This window comes from Paenibacillus sp. E222 (assembly GCF_013401555.1).
In the GTDB taxonomy this organism is placed as follows: domain Bacteria; phylum Bacillota; class Bacilli; order Paenibacillales; family Paenibacillaceae; genus Paenibacillus.
On the sequence record NZ_CP058552.1, the window covers coordinates 122,414 to 140,241 of the forward strand.

Here is a 17,828-nt window from a genome sequence, read left to right on the forward strand (position 1 = left end):
TCCTCTGCTATTGATCACGCTTCACGATCCATCGAGTCCCATCCATATCGATCAGCGGGAAGGTAGATTAGTGATGTCCCAGTTGCTCCTTCGTGAATTCATAAAATGCGAGCGCATCTTCGCTGCTGGCAAAGCCCGCCTGAGCCATCTTGTCGCTGCCGCCACCTTTGCCCTGGTAGGCTCCGAGATTGCCCTTGAAGAAAGGTCCACAAGCCCACTCTGGCGGCTGCCCGTTCTGCGCCAATACAACCTTGGCCTCCGAGATGCTCGCAAAGAGTACAAGGCCTTCATGTTCTGATGTCAGCTTGGTTGCCAGACTCTGCATATCCTTGAGCGATTTGTCCTCAAAGATTTGGGCAATGACAAGCCCTTCCCGTGCAGATAAAAGCTCCTGCGCATAATAAGCGTCATTGGAAGCTTTCACCACGTTCAGCTCTGCTTGCAGCTGCTTTTGTTCTGCTTCCATTTTGTCGATCCGATCCGTCAGCTCTTCCCGGCTCGTCTTCAATTTGGCTGTAATTCCGGTCAGTACGCTTTGCGCGGCGTTGAACTCATTCAGTGCTCGGTATCCACATTTAAAATAAATCCGGGTGCCGCCCTTCACTTTCTCGGTTTTCAACAGTTTAATGATCCCGATCTCGCCAGTGGCTGACACATGTGTTCCACCACAAGCGTTATATTCCACACCCTCGATTTCCACGATGCGAATATCTTCGGTGACGGAAGGCTGCTTCACCAGCGGCAGACGGGCCGCTTCTTCCGCTGTGACCCAGGAACTGCTGATTTTGGCATTTCGGTATATCTGCTGATTGACCTCCATTTCAATGGCAGCCAGTTGGTTCGCTCCCAATTCGGCTGCGGCCACATCAATCGTGATATAATCTGTGCCCAGATGAAAACTGAACGTCATCGCATCTGCCAGTTTCAGCGCAATAGCCGATAGCAAATGCTGCCCGCTATGCTGCTGCATATGATCGAATCTGCGCTGCCAATCGATGTGGCAATCCACGTCATTCTGCTCCGGCGCACGCTCCAGCTTGTGCAGCACCTCATCATTTTCACTAATTACATCCAACACATCCATGCCGCCGATCTGTCCCAGATCACAAGGCTGTCCACCCCCATGCGGATAAAAAGCCGTCTCTGCCAGCGTCACATATATACCGTCTTCCTTGTCCACTCTGCCTGTAATTTGTGTATGCCACTCGCGTGTGTATGCCGAGTCATAATAGATTTTTTGCGTCATCGAATCATCCCGATCCCTTCTCTTTCAAATGGCTGTCCATACTCTCCAGATTACACTATCTGGAACCGCCAAGCCAAATTTTCCGACTCACATCTTCGCTTTTCCATATCAAAAAAAGACCGCTCTGTAAGCCAAGCTACAGAGCGGTCTCCTTACTTATATCCACTATCCACGTTTAATGAAACGTTGGATATGGTTTGTACCTATGATTACACCAAAACAAGATGCAGTCATATTAATTTGGTATAGACACAAGAGCGAAACAGACAGAAAGGACCTGAAGAAGCGGAGCGTGCTCCTTTATCACCGGATTTCTCCCTTCAGGGGAAAATCATTGAAATCCGGGGGTAAGAGAGATCGAAAGGTTTTCTGTCTGTGTAGTTCCTGAGTGTCAAATCAAGTATGGTCTGCAATCGGAGTGGCCAAGTGTAATCTCGTTGCACTCCATATTTATTTCATTGACTCAGATAGCTCTGTGAAAATAACACCCAGCGCATAGGCGCCAGCATCCGGGTATCCGAGACTGCGATCACCAACAGCACCCGCGCGGCCCATGCGTGCCACAATGTCTTCTGTTTTCTTCGCGCCTTCTACCGCGGCTTCAGCACCTTTGGCAAACGCCGTTTGGAAGTTATCTCCAGACTTCGCACTTTGCGTCCATGAATCTGCACAAGGAACAAGTGCGTCAATTAATGTCTTGTCACCTACAACGGCACCACGTCCGAAGGAGCGCTCCCCTGTAGATTGAATGCCTTGTACTGCCGCCTGCATCATGTCAGCGAACTCTGCAACGTTCAATTGCTGCTTGTCCCCAACGGCTTTGCCTGCCGCCCGGAATGCCGAACCCCAGATTGGACCGGAGGCACCGCCGCAGTATTCCATAATGACAAGAGAGCATGCATCGAGGAATGAACCGATATTCTTTTTCTCTTCATTCAAGATATGGTTCCATTCACGCTTGAGCTGTCTGAAGCCCTTTGCTACGCTCATGCCAAAGTCGCCGTCACCCGCATGGGAATCCAGTTCACAGAACGGTACTTCGTTCTTAATGATGATCTCACTCATCTTATCGATCAGGTAGACGATATTTTCCAGGGAGAATTGATTGTTGTTGATTACAGCAGAAGATGCAGGTGTCTCCACTTCATAGGATACTGGCGCATCTTCAGTCACGACGGCTTCCAACGCTTCGGAATATGTCACTTGTGCTACTGGAGGACCAGTCACTTTGAAAGCAGGTGTATCACTTTCCTTAAACAACAACGTTTTCAGTTCATCGTCCAGTTTCAGGATGGTTACCGATGCGCCTGCCATATCGATGCTCGTCATGTAATTGCCAACAAACGTAGTGGCTACATTCAGTCCTGAATGCTGTGCCAGCTCACGCTGAACCGAGTTGTTGAGCAGATAGAGCTCCTGCAACGGTGTAGCGCCAAAGCCATTGACGAGCACAGCAATCTCAGCAGAAGCATCGTTGTCCAGCTTCATATCTGCAAGCAGCGCTTCAACCATGCGTCCTGCAAGCTCATCCGCAGATACCAATTTCTCGCGGCGAATACCTGGCTCACCATGAATGCCCACACCGAATTCCATCTCATCTTCAGCGATTTCAAATGTCGGTGTTCCTTTGGCAGGTACGGTACAGGATGTGAATCCAAATCCGATGCTGCGTACGTTCAGGGCTGCTTTCTCAGCAACGGATTTCACCTCTGCCAGACTGCGGCCTTCTTCGGCAGCGGCACCAGCGATTTTGTGAACCAGTACAGTTCCGGCAACGCCGCGGCGTCCTACCGTATACAAACTGTCTTGAACAGCAATATCATCCTCAACCCGTACATATTGCACGTCAATGCCATCTTCCTCGGCAAGATGCGCCGCGTTCTTGAAGTTCATCATATCTCCGCTGTAGTTTTTGATAATCAGCAGCGTGCCCTTCTTGCTAGCTGTGGCCTTGATCGCCTGATATACCTGAATCTGGGAAGGAGATGCGAATACATCTCCGCAGACCGCAGCATCCAGCATGCCTTTGCCAACGTAACCCGCATGAGCAGGTTCATGACCACTACCGCCGCCACTGATGAGGCTGACTTTATCCCCATTAATCTCTCTGCGTTTAATGACCTTATATTTTTTCAAAAATTCAAGCTCCGGGTGCGCCAGCGCAATTCCGTTGCACATTTCCATGACAACATTTTCAGCCTGATTGATGATTTTTTTCATTTATTTCGCCTCCCGGCGAGCTTTTTTGTAGTCCCGTCCCATCCGGTCAGCAGCCGCAATGGCAGCAGCCACTTCAGGAACAGTAATCGGGAACGGCATGGCGTGAATGGATTCTTCCGGAATACATGCGATCTCGGCCACCTTCAACAACTCTTCCTGACTAATGGTATCTACACCGATATCCGCCAAGCTTACAGGCAGTCCCACCGCGAGACAGAAGTCCATGACTTCATGCAGCTCTTCGGTTGGTGCATTTTCAAGGACGAGTTGTGCAATCGTACCGAAGGATACTTTTTCACCGTGGAAGAAGTGATGTGTACCCTCCAGAACAGTCAAACCGTTGTGGATCGCATGGGCAGCAGCCAGACCGCCACTTTCAAATCCAAGACCAGACAACAGAATGTTGGTCTCAACGATGTTTTCCAGCGCTTGAGTCACGACGTTGCTGTCACTGGCTACTTTTGCTTTCAATCCATCAGTCAGCAGCATTTCATAACACAGTTTTGCAAGGGCAAGTGCTGCATTCGTACCTACTGCGGATGGCGTGTATCCTTCACGGGAGCCCATCGGCAGACTTGCGTTCACACGAGAGTACGACTTCGCTGTAGCTCTTGCTTCAAAGTATGTCGACAATGCATCACCCATACCCGATACGAGGAAACGTGTTGGGGCGTTTGCGATAACCGTTGTGTCCACGAGAACAACACTTGGGCTTTGTTTGAAATAAGCGTAGTCATCAAAAGCACCTTCCGGCGTGTACAACACAGCCGAGTGACTTGTTGGCGCATCCGTTGCTGCGATGGTAGGACAGATAATCAGCGCTTCACCTTCTGCCACACATTTGGCTGCGTCGATCGCTTTACCGCCACCAAGACCGATGGTACAATGACATCCTTTTTCCTTCGCGATCTCTTGCAGACGAGCAACTTCCTCGCGGGAACATTCCCCTTTAAAACCGCTTTCAACAAACGTAATATTGAATTTCTGTGCCGTTGCATCGAGCTTCGCCTTTACACGCTGCACATCATCCGGATGTGCGATCAGCAATGCAGATTCACCAAAGGATTTCACAAAGTAACCGAGGTTCAATAATTCGTCTTCGCCTTGCACATATTTCGTTGGGCTAATAAATGCTTTTCTCATAATGATATAGACCCTCCTATGGATGATATAAGTTAAGTTCGTTTACTGCATAAATGTTCTGCATACCTACAACAAGGGTACCTGATGTCATTCTTGGATGAACTTATACATTAAATTTTAAATGCTCACAATTAACCTAAATATATACCATGCATGTGAGGTTTACAGTGGACTTTGATAACAAATTATTATAATTTGCAATCGTAATTTTTTGCTTTTCAACGGAAACATGGTATCTTATTGTCATGCGATAGGTTAATTTTTGACATCTTCTATACATTACCCGTCATTATCTCATCTTAATATGTACAACTTGCTAACTTTTAACGAACAAAATCTTTCATCAGGTTAGCTATGGAGGGTTCCATTCATGATTAAAGAATATCTGCATATCAATAAAATCCTTGATTTGAATAAATGGAAGCGTCTACAGGATTCCCTTGCCACCGTGACCAAGCTGGCTATTCTAACCGTCGACTATAAAGGCATTCCCGTAACCAGCCATAGCAGCTGTCAGTCCTTTTGCCAAAATGTTCGCAAAGATCCCGAACTGCTCCCCTACTGCCAGAAATGTGATTCTCGTGGTGGTCTGGAAGCCGTTCGATTGAACGAGCCTTATGTCTACCTGTGTCATTTCAATATCGTGGATATCGCGATTCCTATCACAATTGATGGGAAATATATCGGCGCCGTAATGGCAGGACAAGTTAAGCTCGCTGACCCGGAGAAAGGTACAGAACTGGAACAGATCGTCACGTCCAAGAACGTGCCAATGCATGCTGCAAAGCTAAAGGAATTACAGGACGATTATGACCAGCTGCCGGTCATGACCTATGAAGAGGTTGTGAAAATTTCCAACATGCTTTCTTTACTTTGTAACTACATTGTGGAGGAAGCACTAAACAAAAATTTGCTGGTGGAAATGTTCGAGAAAGCTTCGGGGCATCAGGAGTCTCTGAATCTGTCTACGATTCTGCCTGGATACTCCATCCGTAATATTGAGTCGATCAAAAAAGAAATGACCAATGCGATTGCGGATGCCTATCTTAAAAACAGCCCAAGCGATACAGAGAGTTCCAGCCCGGTGCTCCAACCTGCTTTTGAATATATTCACAGTCACAAGAGTGAGCAAGTCTCACTCAAACAAATGGCCGATCTGTGCCACCTGAGTCCAAGTTATTTCAGCAGGCTGTTTGCCAAGGAAACGGGAGAGAACTTCACGACTTATATTGCCCGACTCAAAATCAAATGGGCCAAGCAACTGCTGGAGGTTACGGATATGCCCGTATCACAGATCAGTGATGAACTGGGGTTCAATGAATCGGGTTATTTTATCAGAATATTCAAAAAATTCGAGGAGATTACGCCTGCCCTCTATCGCAAATACATGCAGGAACAATGAGCAAGCCTAACTATACGTTTTTGTTACAAGAGAAAACTCAGTGATATCTTTTTCGTATCAAAGATGAGGTTAAAAGATATTTCACCTATTAATCTGCCATTGCTACAATGGAGTCCAGATTACTTAGGGAGGCGTCACGAATGGAATATCGCAAATTAGGAAACAGCGGTCTAACCGTCAGTGAAATTTCACTGGGGAACTGGATTACACATGGAGCACAAGTGGATGATGGAATCGCAAAAGCCTGTGTTCAGGCTGCTTTGGAGGCAGGTATCACGACATTTGATACGGCAGACGTCTATTCCAATACCAAGGCAGAAACTGTGTTGGGACATGCTCTTAAGGAGATCCGAAGAGAAAGTATTGAACTGTGCACCAAAGTCTGTCATCCAACCGGCTCAGGTCGCAACGACAGAGGACTTTCCCGCAAACATATCATGGAGGCCTGCAACGCTTCATTGCAAAGATTGCAAACCGATTATATCGACGTCTATTATGCTCACCGTTATGATCCAAATACGCCGCTGGAGGAAACATTCCTTGCATTTGCCGATCTGGTTCGTCAGGGCAAGGTTCACTATATTGGAGCTAGCGAATGGACTGCTGCTCAGATTGAAGAGGCTTCCGCATTAGCTAAGGAGCTTCGCGTGCCCTTTATTGCGAGCCAACCACAGTATTCAATGTTATGGCGTGTTATTGAGCAGGAAGTTGTGCCAGCAAGTACACAAGCAGGTCTGGGCCACATTACATGGTCTCCCCTGGCTCAGGGCATACTATCGGGTAAATATATCCCGCACGAAGCGATCCCAGCCGGATCACGTGCAGCGGCCGAGGCTGGAGCACCCTTTTTCAACAATCTTGCTGGTCGGTGGTTACGTGACGACGTTCTGACTGCTGTTCAGCAGCTTATTCCACTCGCGAAAGACATCGGGCTGACGCTCCCTCAACTTGCCGTCGCCTGGGTTCTCCAGCATTCGTATGTGTCATCCGTCATTATTGGCGCATCTCGTCCAGAACAAGTTCTTGAGAATGTAAAAGCCTCTGGTGTTCAACTGGATCGGGACATCCTGTCCCGCATTGATGAAATATTGGGTGAGTGGATTGAAAGAGACCCTGCCAAGACGGGTTAGTAGCTCTTCTTAAACTACTCTAACCATACTATATAAGTTGGACTAATCATTTGCACGACAACGGAGAGGACAGAAAAAACCTGAAAAAGCGAAGTTACAAGCTTTCTACAAGAAAGCTGCATCGGAAGCATACGCTTATCCCCAGATTTTCCGATTGGAAGGTTGTTCTGTCATCGAAGTGCTAGTGTAAATAATCTTTAGCTCAAGTTATATTCCCCTTCAACAATTTCATCTACAATATTCATAAAACGGGAAATCACTTCCTGATTCATGTCCGTCCGCCATGCCGTGTATAACGGTACGGAGGGCGGACTTTCTATTAGTGGTAGAAATACCACACCCCTCCGCTCGAACACATCTACTGAAGAAGGAACGATGGAGATGCCCATGCCCGCTGCCACGAGATTCACAATCGTGTACATCTGAATGGCTTCCTGTGTAATACGAGGATCTACACCATGCTCCCTGCAATAATCCAGAACGAGACGATGAAACGGAGACCCCAGATGCCGCGGGAATAAAATAAAATCTTCGTTCGCCAGCTCTGTTATGGACACCTGAGTCTGTGAAGCTAAAGGGTGATGGTCTGGCAGCACTGCAAGTAATGTTTCCGTCTGACAGACCCGGAACGACAAATGTCCGTTATGATCCGGATACCGCAAAAATCCAATATGGATCTGTCCATCTGCTAGTGCCTGCAATTGTTCGGACGAGGTCATCTCGCGCAACGTAAGTTCAATCTGCGGGTACGCAGCTCGGAATTTTCTCAGCACATCGACCATAATACTCCCCGAAGCAGAATCCACAAAAGCAACCGTTAAATGTCCAATGATGCCCTGGTCAGCCTTCTGCGTAAGCTGGATGGAGCGTTCAAGTTGGGCCATGATCAGCCTCGCCTGTTCCAGAAATACGGCACCTGCCGCAGTGAGACGAACCATTTTTTTCGTGCGTTCCAACAGCTTCACGCCAAGCTCTTCTTCCAGATTCTGAATCTGCTGGCTCAGCGGCGGCTGCGTCATATTTAATTTCTCTGCCGCACGGTGGAAATGAAGCTCCTCCGCCACGGTGATAAAGTATCGTAATTTTCGGATATCCATTCGCCTGATGTACTTCCCTTCTGTCTGACCTCTTACTTCATCTGTTCCTGAACCCAAACGGCTGATTCAGCCAGCATCGTCATTAATTCATTAAAGTCCACGGCTATCTCACGAAGAGGTAGTTCTCCCGCATCGTGGATTAACATCAGAACCTTGCCAGAATTTTGATCCAGTATAGCAATGCTTCCTTCGCCAAACCCACCAATTGGAAATGGTTGCAACTCAGCGGGCAACTCGTATTCCTTCTCATATTCACGGTATACTTCCAGGAACTCGGGATATGCCCAATTCAATTCTTTCACCGAATACACGGCAGGATCGCCGAAGTTGCATGCACCAAATTCAAGCAAGAGCTCACGATACACTGCGGGCAATTTCACATTAAACTTTTGCTCAAAATCCTCAATGCTTTGTTGCGTTTCAGGAGTACACCCTTCTCCCATGGTTGTATTGTATGCTTCCACCAAAAGATCACGAATGGACTCCAAACGTATTGACTCCACTTGAACTCCTCCTTATAAATGAAAATCAATGAAATTGTGGTCCACGAATATGTTCACTATTAACGACGCGATGATACTAGAAGCTGCATTATTGCTGTTATTACTGCATTAAAGTACTTTTCGTCAGCTATCTTTCTTTTCCTGCAACAAAAATGCCCTATCCAACAAGTGGATAAGGCAGAATTAGCATAGCTTTATTTTAGTTCACATGTTTCCGCAGTTCTTCATCCAACCATTGCAGCGCTGAATGCAGCTTGTCCTTGGGTACATTCTGATAACGATCCCCCGTTGACAATTCAAAGGCACAGCTATGAGCACTGGTCTGCTGCAAGTATGAAGTAAACCCTAAGCCGAATTGCTGTGTCATGAATGCCAGAATACGCTCCACTTCGGCTTGGGCCAAGGGGAAATGTACGTGAAACATATTGGAGACGGGTACTTCTGGCAATGTACGTATACCGTGACACGCATTTAACAAGGAAGCAAGTTCTTTCGCCTGCTCATAATAAAGCCCCATTTTGCCAATTCGTTCATTGAAATAATATTGAGAACTAAGAATATACGGATATAGGCCGATCAGATCGCCGCCGTGCCGACGCTTCCATATTTTCGATTCTTGCATGACATCCGTATCTCCTGCCAATATAGCCCCAGCAATTCCTCCAATGCCTTTGTAAAAAGACACGTAGACACTATCGAACAGACTGCAAATCTCGGCGGGTGTCTTCTGATAATAAGGCGTGATTTCGAACAGGCGTGCCCCGTCCAGATGAAGCTTGATTCCACGTTCACGGCAATAAGCCGAGATTGCTTCCAACTCTTCATAGGCAGGCAATTGTCCACCAATCTCGCGTTGAGGCAGTTCAAGCAGCAGGCAGGAAATTTCCTCATTCATCCCCTCTACATCTTCCAATCGAATCAGTCGGTCCTCGTCCGCCAGCAAAACGGTTTCAATCTGATGCAGTTCCTTCAGTCCGTCTTCCTCATGGATTTCCAGATGAGATAAAGGATGATAGGCTACCCGCTTGATGCCTTTGCGGTCACACCAGATACGTAGCGCAATTTGCTGTGCCATCGTACCACTGGGGAAAAATACAGCCGATTCCTTGCCCAGAACTTCAGCCATCTGCTGCTGGAATTGATCAATGATTTTACCGTTGCCGTAATGATCACTATACTGTTCCCCATCCACCTGCTCCAGCGCTTTCTGAAGCACTTTGACTTTACGACTTCCGTGACCGCCTATAATAATCTCTGCCTGATTAAAAGCTTCCGCTAATGTTAACTCTGTATTCTTCAAGGTTATTTACTCCTTTATTGTCCTGGTTTTTTGGTTCGTTATCATCTGCACCAATGCACCCAGCGCTCCGTATAGATGCTCACTCCGGGAATGCACAAATCCCACTTCCAACCTGCGGTACGGATCAGGCAAAGATAACACTGTAACCTCGCCTCTCCCTTCGGCTTTCGTAACCGAGGATCGTGGGAGCAATGACACACCTATTCCCTCAGATACGCCATTCATAATGGTGTCCAGTGTTCCATATTCCGTAACGTTGAGGGTGTGCACACCTTGATCTTTCAAAAAGGCTTCTGCCTGTTCGCGATGAGTACACCCTACTTCAAAGAATAACATGGGTTTACGCAATAAATCATGCATTTTATGGGTTCCGGGTTCGGCAATCAGCACCAATTCTTCGTCGTACACTTTCATATAGTTCAGCTCAGGGTGATCAATTGGGCCATATATTAAAGCTCCATGCAGCTCATGTTGAATGACCTTCTGATTAAGTTCATGTGTACCCCCTGTAATTAACAAATGCTGAACCTCGGGGTAACATAAACGGTATTCAGCGAGCAGCGGCGTCAAATAACTGGAGGCTGCGGTCTCAATCGCACCAAGACGAAGCATCCCTGCGGGCGGATGGCCCATTTGCGTTGCCTGTTCTGCTTCATATAACAAATGTAATATTTTATCCGCATATCCCAGCAAATTCTCACCCGCTGGTGTGAGCGACATGCCCCGGTTGGAGCGATGAAACAGCGGTACTTGCAGCTGATCCTCCAACTGTTTAATTCGTGTTGTTACATTGGATTGCACATAATTCAGCGCTAATGCTGCCTTGCTGATACTGCCTTCGCGGGCAACCGCCTGAAATATTTTTAAATCTCCTGCATCCATGCCCTGATCACCTGCTTGTTATCTATGATCTGAATTGATACTGACATTCATTTTTGTTCATTTTACGTGAATCTGCCCCATCTGTACAATGAGGCTCAGTAGTGAAGTTTTTTATACACAAGGAGGATTTTTGAAAATGAAAGCTATTATACATTCCGGCCAGAGCGGCCTTGAAGGTCTTCAATATACAGATTCAACATCTCGGGCACCAGAAGCCGGTGAAGTACAGATCCAACTGAAATCTGCTGGAATTAATCATCGTGATCTGTTCATCATGGCAGGACGTACACTCCAGGACACACCACTCATTCTTGGTTCCGATGGAGCAGGTGTAATCATAGCGATTGGAGAAAGTGTAGATGGCTTATCTGTAGGTGATGAGGTCATTATCCACCCTACTCTCGGTTGGGACCATGCAGTAGACGTGCCCATTGTGCCCGATATTGTAGGGGGCCCTACGGATGGAACTCTCGCACAATATATTACGCTGCCTGCTAGAAATGCCTTGCCCAAACCCTCTCATCTATCATGGGCGGAAGCAGGGGTGTTGTCCCTTTCGGCTTTGACAGCATACCGCGCCCTATTCACTCGTGGCGAACTTAAGCAGGGTGAACATATCCTCATTCCCGGCATTGGCGGCGGTGTAGCGACCTATGCTTTGCTTATAGCCATAGCTGCTGGTGCCAAGGTAACCGTTACATCCAGAAGTGAAGCCAAGATACATGAGGCTCTGCGTCTGGGCGCTTTCCAAGCTCTGGACAGTCATGCAGACTGGAGTCTGCAGAACGATCTTAATCCTATTGATCTCATCTTGGATAGCATCGGACAAGCCATGTTTCCCAAATATTTTGATATAATCAGACCAGGTGGCCGTATCGTGATGTATGGTGCAAGCTCTGGAGATGATCTGGCTGTTCCGATCCGCTCGATCTTTTTCCCGCAAGTTAGCTTGATTGGCACCTCCATGGGCAGCCGTGAAGAGTTTGTCCAGATGCTCCAATGGGTTGAAGAACATGATATACATCCTGTAATCGATAGCATATATCCGCTACAAGACACAGCCAAAGCATTCGAACGTATGGAAAAGGGAGAACAGTTTGGCAATCTTGCTATACTCGTGGAGTGACATCTGGTTATAGATGGACCTTCATTACTTGGTAAAAATCATCTTACGATAATGGGGGAATCCATCTGACCCGTCTCGCTAAACGTACAGCCATTGTTCTGGTCGCAATTATACTTTTGGCTCAAATTCCGTTGTTGAAAGCAACCCTTGCCCGCGGGGTAACTACGCTATATGTGAACATAAAGTACCCCGAACGCTCCTTTCAATACAGGGATTTCATCTATGAATCTCATTTTGGGAGCTATCTCATCTCTTATGCTGATCAAGACGAACAACTCATTAGCCTGATGCTTGAGCCTCAATTTTTACCAGTGATCGTTACATATGATCCATTGGATCAACCCATGAAAGACTAAATTATTCACTCTATGAATCATTCAGGAGGTATAGATATGTCTAATCATTTGCACTTGGTAGAATTAGTTCGCAAGCTAATGAATGCCGAAGGAACCGAGGATGAACTGGATGAGATGCTAAACGAGCTGCAGCAGCAATTGCCTTACGCGGAGATCAGCAATCTCATTTTCTGGGATGATCGAGATCTGACACCCGAGCAGATTGTGGAGGAGGCGCTGACTGCTCGTCCCATCATTCTTCCGCCCCAGCCCTAACATACTTCAGGAGGTTAATGAAGGATATGTCGGATCTGAATCATAACAACAATGAACAGCCTGATTTGAGCACTATCAGTGGAGAAGAAAAACTACAGGCCCTTCGTGATCTGATCGATCTGACGGATAACCACCTTGCTCAGCAAATTCTCACTATTGGCATGGATTCTCGCGAAGAAGATCTGGTGCGCATCGAAGCATGGCGTGCTCTTGGTATGGCAGGCACCTCTGCTCTTCTAGGTGAGATCCTTCATGCTGCCGCACAACTTGTTCGTAATCCAGAAGAAGATGAGGATGTACAGAATTACGTCTTGCAAACTCTCGCCTTATTGCCTATTACCGAAGCGGAGATCAAGTTGGCTCAGGAGGTTTTGGAGGGGGAAGCCTATATTTTGGTCAAAGCAGCGGCCTTTGCTATTCTTGTTGCACATCAACATGTTTCTGGTGCCACATCCGCGCTAGAATCGCTTCAATACGATCCTGATTTTGGCGCTTCCGCGAAGCGGGTACTGCATTTGAATTAAGGAAGTGATAATGATGACTAGTGAGCGGACATGACCTTTCACATCAACATGAATTTTATGAAAACTGAATCAAAACCAGGAGAAGCTGTACGAGATCTGTCCGAATGAACAGAGGAACCGAAGATCAAGATTCTCAGATCCTGTATGTATTCATCTCCGTTTAAATATTAAAATCCTCCCTACTCAAGTTCAGAGTAGGGAGGATTTTAATATCAATAATGAATCATACTACCTAGTAAACTGTATTTCTTGGTTTCTTACCCTCAACTCTACGGTGTATGTTTACCCACATGCTGTAAAGTTCCTTTAGGGAACTCGTTCCACTCACCTGTTAATGAAAACTGTTGTGAACCCGTGTAAATCCCACGTTTGCGAATAAATGTCCCACCAGCAGGCATAAATTGATCATGCGAGGATGGGTCTCCCAGTACATCGACAATTCTTCCGTCCTTTTTGAGAACCAAAGCAACGACGTTATACTCATTCGGGTTATACAATTCCAGTTCATCATTGTAGTACGTGGCTGAAGTGATATCAAAAAAGTCGTAAAATATATAATTTATATAAATGAAAGGCATTCCTGGAACAACATCGAATACATTTTTCGTCGTCACCTTCATTGTTGACGTCTTTTTCATCCACTGATACACGTCCACTTGATAACCTGTTGCCTTGTGAGACGGATTACCGTCACCAGTATAGTACAGTTGGACAACACTACGTCCATCTCCTGCATCCATGTATTGAGAGAAAAATAACTCGGGTGAGCCTTGTGGAAGCGAATTGACCTGAACGACCACGGCTCTACCATCATTTCCAATAATCCAGAAGTACAACGGAGATGCGGTTAAAGTAATTTGAGTCGTATTTATCGTATCCGGTCCCGTAAACGTCGAATCTGGTGTGCCACTATATAGTTTGAAACTTGTCTGTCCCGGGAACAAATTCGAAGTTGAATAGGTTAGAGCATCCTGCACCCCTGATTTCGTATTGATCTGCATCACTCCATCATTCACCAGAGAAGCGGTACGAACATTAAAGGAATACTCTGCCTCTCCACCTTTTCCATCCTTCGCCGTCAGGGTTAATGGGGCTACTGCATTACCTGTTCCCGGCTTCAAGGTTAACAGGCTACCATTAATGCTTGCATTAACTGCTTCGCTCGAAATGCTGCTAATTGCAAATTGTAACACATCTCCATCTGGATCACTGAACAATTGACTCAGATCAAACGTACGATCGTTCGTTACATTGGGTGTTAAAACTTGTTCGTAAATACTGCTTACAACCTCTGGTGATAAATTAGGACCAGCAGGCTCACCTTGTATGGTCAAGCCAAAGGACGCTTGCTCGCTTCGTCCTGTCTGATCATACACCGTTAACGTCACTGTTGTGTGTCCTTCCGCAATTGGAGCGACAGATACCCTCGAACCAGTAGTAGAAACTTCCGCAATATTGACGTCTTCAGAAGAGGCATCCACCGTTAATGTACTTATGTCAAAATTCAGCAGGTACGGAGTAAGGTCTATATCCTCAGTCGTCCAAGGCCATGTTACCGTTTGATCCGGAATCGAACCAATGCTTCCTGATTCTAAGACCTCTACATCAATAGGGACTGTTGCCTTTTTGCCATATACATCTTTTGCTATAATGTCAGCTTGAAATTTCCCAACTTGCTTGGGATGAATAATCAGCTTGTTTTCTTGAATATTCATCTCTGCTATCAGGAAATTATTGAAGTCAATTGGCGTTTGAAACTCTAATGCATCTCCATCTGGATCACTAAAATATTGTGAGAGATCAATGACAATATCCTCCTTACCCAGAAACAACGTTTGAGCAGGTAGATCACTCGTAAGAATTGGAGAAGCATTAGGCTTAGGATTAACGCTTATTTGAAAACCAGTGGAAACGAAACCTCCCCTACCATCTTCAACCGAATAGTTAATGGTATATTCTCCAAATTTCAGAGCAGTAAAATTCAGCACTCCGGAAATTTCCTCCACTATCAATCCATCCGGATCAGATGAACTGGCGCTGAATGTAAGCGGGTCACCGTCTGGATCACTATAATAATCATTTAAGTTAACAGATGGAATTCGATCTGGTAAGAAACCAAAATATACGTTAATCCAACCAGGTGACTGTCCTACCGGATTCAAATTCGGTATAGGATCTACATTGATATCAAATGTGCCACTTGTTAATCCGCCCTTACCGTCATTTACGGAATACGATATGGTATAAGTTCCAAGTTGAAGAGCAGTTAACTTCAACTCACCTGCATTTTCCTCCACAGCAACCCCATCTGAATTGGATGAAGCTGCTGAATACGTTAAAGCATCACCATCTGGATCAGTATATAGCTCGTTCAGTTTCACTACAGGGATGTCATCACCCAGATAGACGTCTATTTTCGATGGAGCTTCTCCCATAGGCGCACGATTCAGTGGTGGAAGAACAACAACCCTCATGTCGAGTTCTGTAACACCCGTACTGCCATCATCTGCGATTTGCCCATCATCCACTTTGATTTTAAGAACAACTTCGCCCGCCTTTTTAGGCGTTAACCTCAATACAGATTGCCCATATTCCGATTTTACGATCTCCGTATCCACGATTTCCGGGGCACTATTCAATACACTGTAAAGCAGCTCCGATTCATATTTCTCGTCATCCATAACATAGACCATGAGATGGACATCTGTGCTGCCTGACCCGGCTATAAGCTCTTGATCCGGGATCGGTGATGGAAGAGGTGGTGCATTCACGTTGACGTCAAATGTGGACCTTAGCCTTTTGCCGCGACCATCATTCGAGGACACGGTTATTGTGGCTGTACCATGTTCCAAGGGTATAATTTCGAGATTTGATCCACTAAGCACAACCTTAGCTACTGAGGATTTGGACGAAGCAACCGTATACGTTATTGAATCACCATCCGGATCAGTCACATAGTCGTTCAGGTTTAACGTCTTACCCTGACCATTTGCCGTAAACTTGCGATTTTCAAATGGCTTCAGCAGTTCAGGTGATCGATTGGCAACAACAGGAGTTGTTTCGCTCCCTCCCGTTCCACCTGACGAAGAAGATGCCGCATTCGAAGTTACTGTTCCGGTGTTTCCACTTACGGCCGAAGATGGTACTCCAGCAGCCAGAGAAACCTCGGCAACCTTAATATTCCCTGTTATATTAACCTGTGCTGCTGCATTATTCACCTGAAGTCGTTGAATGGTACCCGCTACATTAAGATTAACAGCCCCAACCCCATCAACCGTTAATTGTGGCAGGCTGACATTACCGTTAAGTTGCAGAGGCTTTGACGTATTCAACTTGACCGTATCTACAGTTCCCTGCATTTCCACCTTACTCGCGCCATCTACAATATTCAGTAAAGACAGCTCAGCTGTGTTTGCAATTTCAAGAGCACTGTCAGTTTTAATACTAACCTCTTGAGCATTCGTACTGCCCGAGAACACCACATGTACATCACTTTTATCTATATTCACATTGTTTAGAACAGAGTCTTCGAACACAACGGTATTGCTGTCGCCACCCTGAACTGAAATAGATTGTTCTACTTTTATATTTTTGGCATAGAAATCATGCTCCATCTCTGGTGCTATCGTCAGTTTGCCTTTGATCTTAAGCCCTTGTACCGAATTGAAGTCCGCCTTAATCGTCAGATCTCCATTCAATGTGGTTTCCCCAGCATTCAATAACAGATTACGGCTGAATTCCGCCTCTCCTGTCTGTGCTGATTTTCCACCTTTTCTAATTTCCAAGGCGTTAATTTCGGTAATTGTATGATCTTGGCTCTTAAACTGTATACCAGCCTGATCAAGTACAGCCTTGTTACGTTCATTCAGAAGACCTGCCACTTGTTCAGATATCTGATAGACAACTCCGTTGATCTGAACTTGGCTTCCATGGATTGACTGGACCACAGACAGGCGGGTTTCTGGGAAGATGGCTGACAACATCATACCTATGGCTTCGCCCCGAACAAGACCTTGTTTAACTTTATTCTCTCCCTGATATTCACTTAGAAGATTAGCCTTCTCAGCAGCTTGGATATAAGGAGCCGCCCACGCACTTGCCCCTTTCCATTCCGAAGGAAGTGACTCTATTTGATTACCTTGTTTAGCATAAGCCGTTGCTCTCACCAAAACGGTGATCAATTCCTGTCCGGTAATCTCCGCTCGTGGATGGAAATACCCTTTTGTATCTCCCTGCAAAAGACCAGCCTTCTTCACCGCTTGAATGGAAGGTGCTGACCAACTAGATGAGTTCACATCTACAAATGGCTCTGAAACTTTCTTACTTGTTGTTAGTCCGAGAGCCTGCGCAAGAACAACCGCCAGTTCCTGACGGGTGATCGGATCGGTCGCCCGAAGGTTCCCATCTGGATCTCCTTTGATGAACCCCATGCCTACAGCCTTATTCATCGAATCATTTAATTGATTTGTAGCATTGGAGCCTGAAGATATGCTAGATGGGGTTATCGTCTGCTCTGCTGAATCCCGACTCTGTGCAGCAACTGGAACAGTATTACTTAAGAGCAATGCAATCATGGCTAATTGTGCTGTTCTTTTCATTTTTCGCATTAGTATTCTCCTTCTGTATCTGCTGTTGAATTAAACG

Annotated in this window: 13 protein-coding genes and 1 pseudogene; 5 read left to right on the plus strand and 9 right to left on the minus strand. The window is 46.1% G+C overall.

Translation table 11 applies throughout. The annotated features are described in order from the left end of the window. Positions 1-67: 67 nt before the first annotated feature. From HW560_RS00550 to HW560_RS00560, 3 genes are all read right to left on the minus strand, one after another. On the minus strand, positions 68-1,246 hold the full coding sequence (locus tag HW560_RS00550; RefSeq protein WP_090893520.1) for an alanyl-tRNA editing protein: 1,179 nt from the start codon (positions 1,244-1,246) through the stop codon (positions 68-70). A 450-nt stretch (positions 1,247-1,696) separates the two neighbouring features. Then, a complete protein-coding gene (gene dhaK / locus HW560_RS00555) occupies positions 1,697-3,466 on the minus strand; it encodes a dihydroxyacetone kinase subunit DhaK (protein ID WP_179261480.1) in 1,770 nt (589 codons plus the stop codon). After that, positions 3,467-4,609, minus strand: coding sequence for a glycerol dehydrogenase (locus tag HW560_RS00560; protein WP_090893517.1), 1,143 nt, complete (start codon positions 4,607-4,609; stop codon positions 3,467-3,469). A 370-nt stretch (positions 4,610-4,979) separates the two neighbouring features. Here HW560_RS00560 and HW560_RS00565 point away from each other — a divergent pair, with 370 nt between their 5' ends. Both HW560_RS00565 and HW560_RS00570 read left to right on the plus strand, forming a co-directional pair. Beyond that, positions 4,980-6,011: a PocR ligand-binding domain-containing protein gene (locus HW560_RS00565; protein ID WP_090893515.1), complete on the plus strand. Its 1,032-nt coding sequence runs from the start codon at positions 4,980-4,982 to the stop codon at positions 6,009-6,011. Positions 6,012-6,151: 140 nt separating this feature from the next. Next, positions 6,152-7,141 (plus strand): aldo/keto reductase family protein, encoded by a 990-nt coding sequence (locus HW560_RS00570; RefSeq protein WP_179261482.1) that lies wholly within the window; start codon positions 6,152-6,154, stop codon positions 7,139-7,141. Between the two features lie 197 nt (positions 7,142-7,338). Here the strand turns inward: HW560_RS00570 and HW560_RS00575 are convergent, their stop codons facing one another. The 5 genes and pseudogenes from HW560_RS00575 to HW560_RS34335 all read right to left on the minus strand — a co-directional run. Continuing rightward, positions 7,339-8,238: a LysR substrate-binding domain-containing protein gene (locus tag HW560_RS00575; RefSeq protein WP_179261484.1), complete on the minus strand. Its 900-nt coding sequence runs from the start codon at positions 8,236-8,238 to the stop codon at positions 7,339-7,341. A 32-nt stretch (positions 8,239-8,270) separates the two neighbouring features. Then, positions 8,271-8,741: an SMI1/KNR4 family protein gene (locus HW560_RS00580; RefSeq protein WP_090893508.1), complete on the minus strand. Its 471-nt coding sequence runs from the start codon at positions 8,739-8,741 to the stop codon at positions 8,271-8,273. A 199-nt stretch (positions 8,742-8,940) separates the two neighbouring features. Continuing rightward, positions 8,941-10,041, minus strand: coding sequence for a threonine aldolase family protein (locus HW560_RS00585; protein WP_179261486.1), 1,101 nt, complete (start codon positions 10,039-10,041; stop codon positions 8,941-8,943). A gap of 6 nt (positions 10,042-10,047) precedes the next feature. Continuing rightward, positions 10,048-10,674: a LysR substrate-binding domain-containing protein gene (locus HW560_RS00590; RefSeq protein ID WP_373565026.1), complete on the minus strand. Its 627-nt coding sequence runs from the start codon at positions 10,672-10,674 to the stop codon at positions 10,048-10,050. Positions 10,675-10,749: 75 nt separating this feature from the next. Further along, positions 10,750-10,923 (minus strand): annotated as a pseudogene (locus HW560_RS34335) (LysR family transcriptional regulator); the annotation flags it as partial. A gap of 136 nt (positions 10,924-11,059) precedes the next feature. On the opposite strand from HW560_RS34335, the gene HW560_RS00595 reads away from it, so the two are divergent. The 3 genes from HW560_RS00595 to HW560_RS00605 all read left to right on the plus strand — a co-directional run bounded on the left by HW560_RS00595 (position 11,060) and on the right by HW560_RS00605 (position 13,184). Continuing rightward, the gene (locus HW560_RS00595) at positions 11,060-12,049 is read left to right on the plus strand and encodes a zinc-binding dehydrogenase (protein WP_179261491.1); all 990 of its coding nucleotides are present in this window, start codon (positions 11,060-11,062) and stop codon (positions 12,047-12,049) included. 392 nt (positions 12,050-12,441) lie between these two features. Further along, positions 12,442-12,660 carry a bacteriocin immunity protein gene (locus HW560_RS00600; RefSeq protein WP_090893504.1) on the plus strand — a complete coding sequence of 73 codons (219 nt, stop codon included), beginning with the start codon at positions 12,442-12,444 and terminating at the stop codon, positions 12,658-12,660. A 26-nt stretch (positions 12,661-12,686) separates the two neighbouring features. Next, a complete protein-coding gene (locus HW560_RS00605; RefSeq protein ID WP_090893503.1) occupies positions 12,687-13,184 on the plus strand; it encodes a hypothetical protein in 498 nt (165 codons plus the stop codon). Positions 13,185-13,453: 269 nt separating this feature from the next. Here HW560_RS00605 and HW560_RS00610 read toward each other — a convergent pair whose 3' ends face one another. After that, the gene (locus HW560_RS00610) at positions 13,454-17,791 is read right to left on the minus strand and encodes an S-layer homology domain-containing protein (RefSeq protein WP_179261493.1); all 4,338 of its coding nucleotides are present in this window, start codon (positions 17,789-17,791) and stop codon (positions 13,454-13,456) included. Positions 17,792-17,828: the final 37 nt, after the last annotated feature.

Coding starts and splice junctions, on each gene's coding strand:
- HW560_RS00550 (WP_090893520.1), bottom strand. CDS start 1,246: ATGACGCAAAAAATCTATTATGACTCGGCATACACACGCGAGTGGCAT.
- HW560_RS00590 (WP_373565026.1), bottom strand. CDS start 10,674: ATGGGCCATCCGCCCGCAGGGATGCTTCGTCTTGGTGCGATTGAGACC.
- HW560_RS00565 (WP_090893515.1), top strand. CDS start 4,980: ATGATTAAAGAATATCTGCATATCAATAAAATCCTTGATTTGAATAAA.
- HW560_RS00595 (WP_179261491.1), top strand. CDS start 11,060: ATGAAAGCTATTATACATTCCGGCCAGAGCGGCCTTGAAGGTCTTCAA.
- HW560_RS00575 (WP_179261484.1), bottom strand. CDS start 8,238: ATGGATATCCGAAAATTACGATACTTTATCACCGTGGCGGAGGAGCTT.
- HW560_RS00600 (WP_090893504.1), top strand. CDS start 12,442: ATGTCTAATCATTTGCACTTGGTAGAATTAGTTCGCAAGCTAATGAAT.
- dhaK (WP_179261480.1), bottom strand. CDS start 3,466: ATGAAAAAAATCATCAATCAGGCTGAAAATGTTGTCATGGAAATGTGC.
- HW560_RS00610 (WP_179261493.1), bottom strand. CDS start 17,791: ATGCGAAAAATGAAAAGAACAGCACAATTAGCCATGATTGCATTGCTC.
- HW560_RS00605 (WP_090893503.1), top strand. CDS start 12,687: ATGTCGGATCTGAATCATAACAACAATGAACAGCCTGATTTGAGCACT.
- HW560_RS00570 (WP_179261482.1), top strand. CDS start 6,152: ATGGAATATCGCAAATTAGGAAACAGCGGTCTAACCGTCAGTGAAATT.
- HW560_RS00560 (WP_090893517.1), bottom strand. CDS start 4,609: ATGAGAAAAGCATTTATTAGCCCAACGAAATATGTGCAAGGCGAAGAC.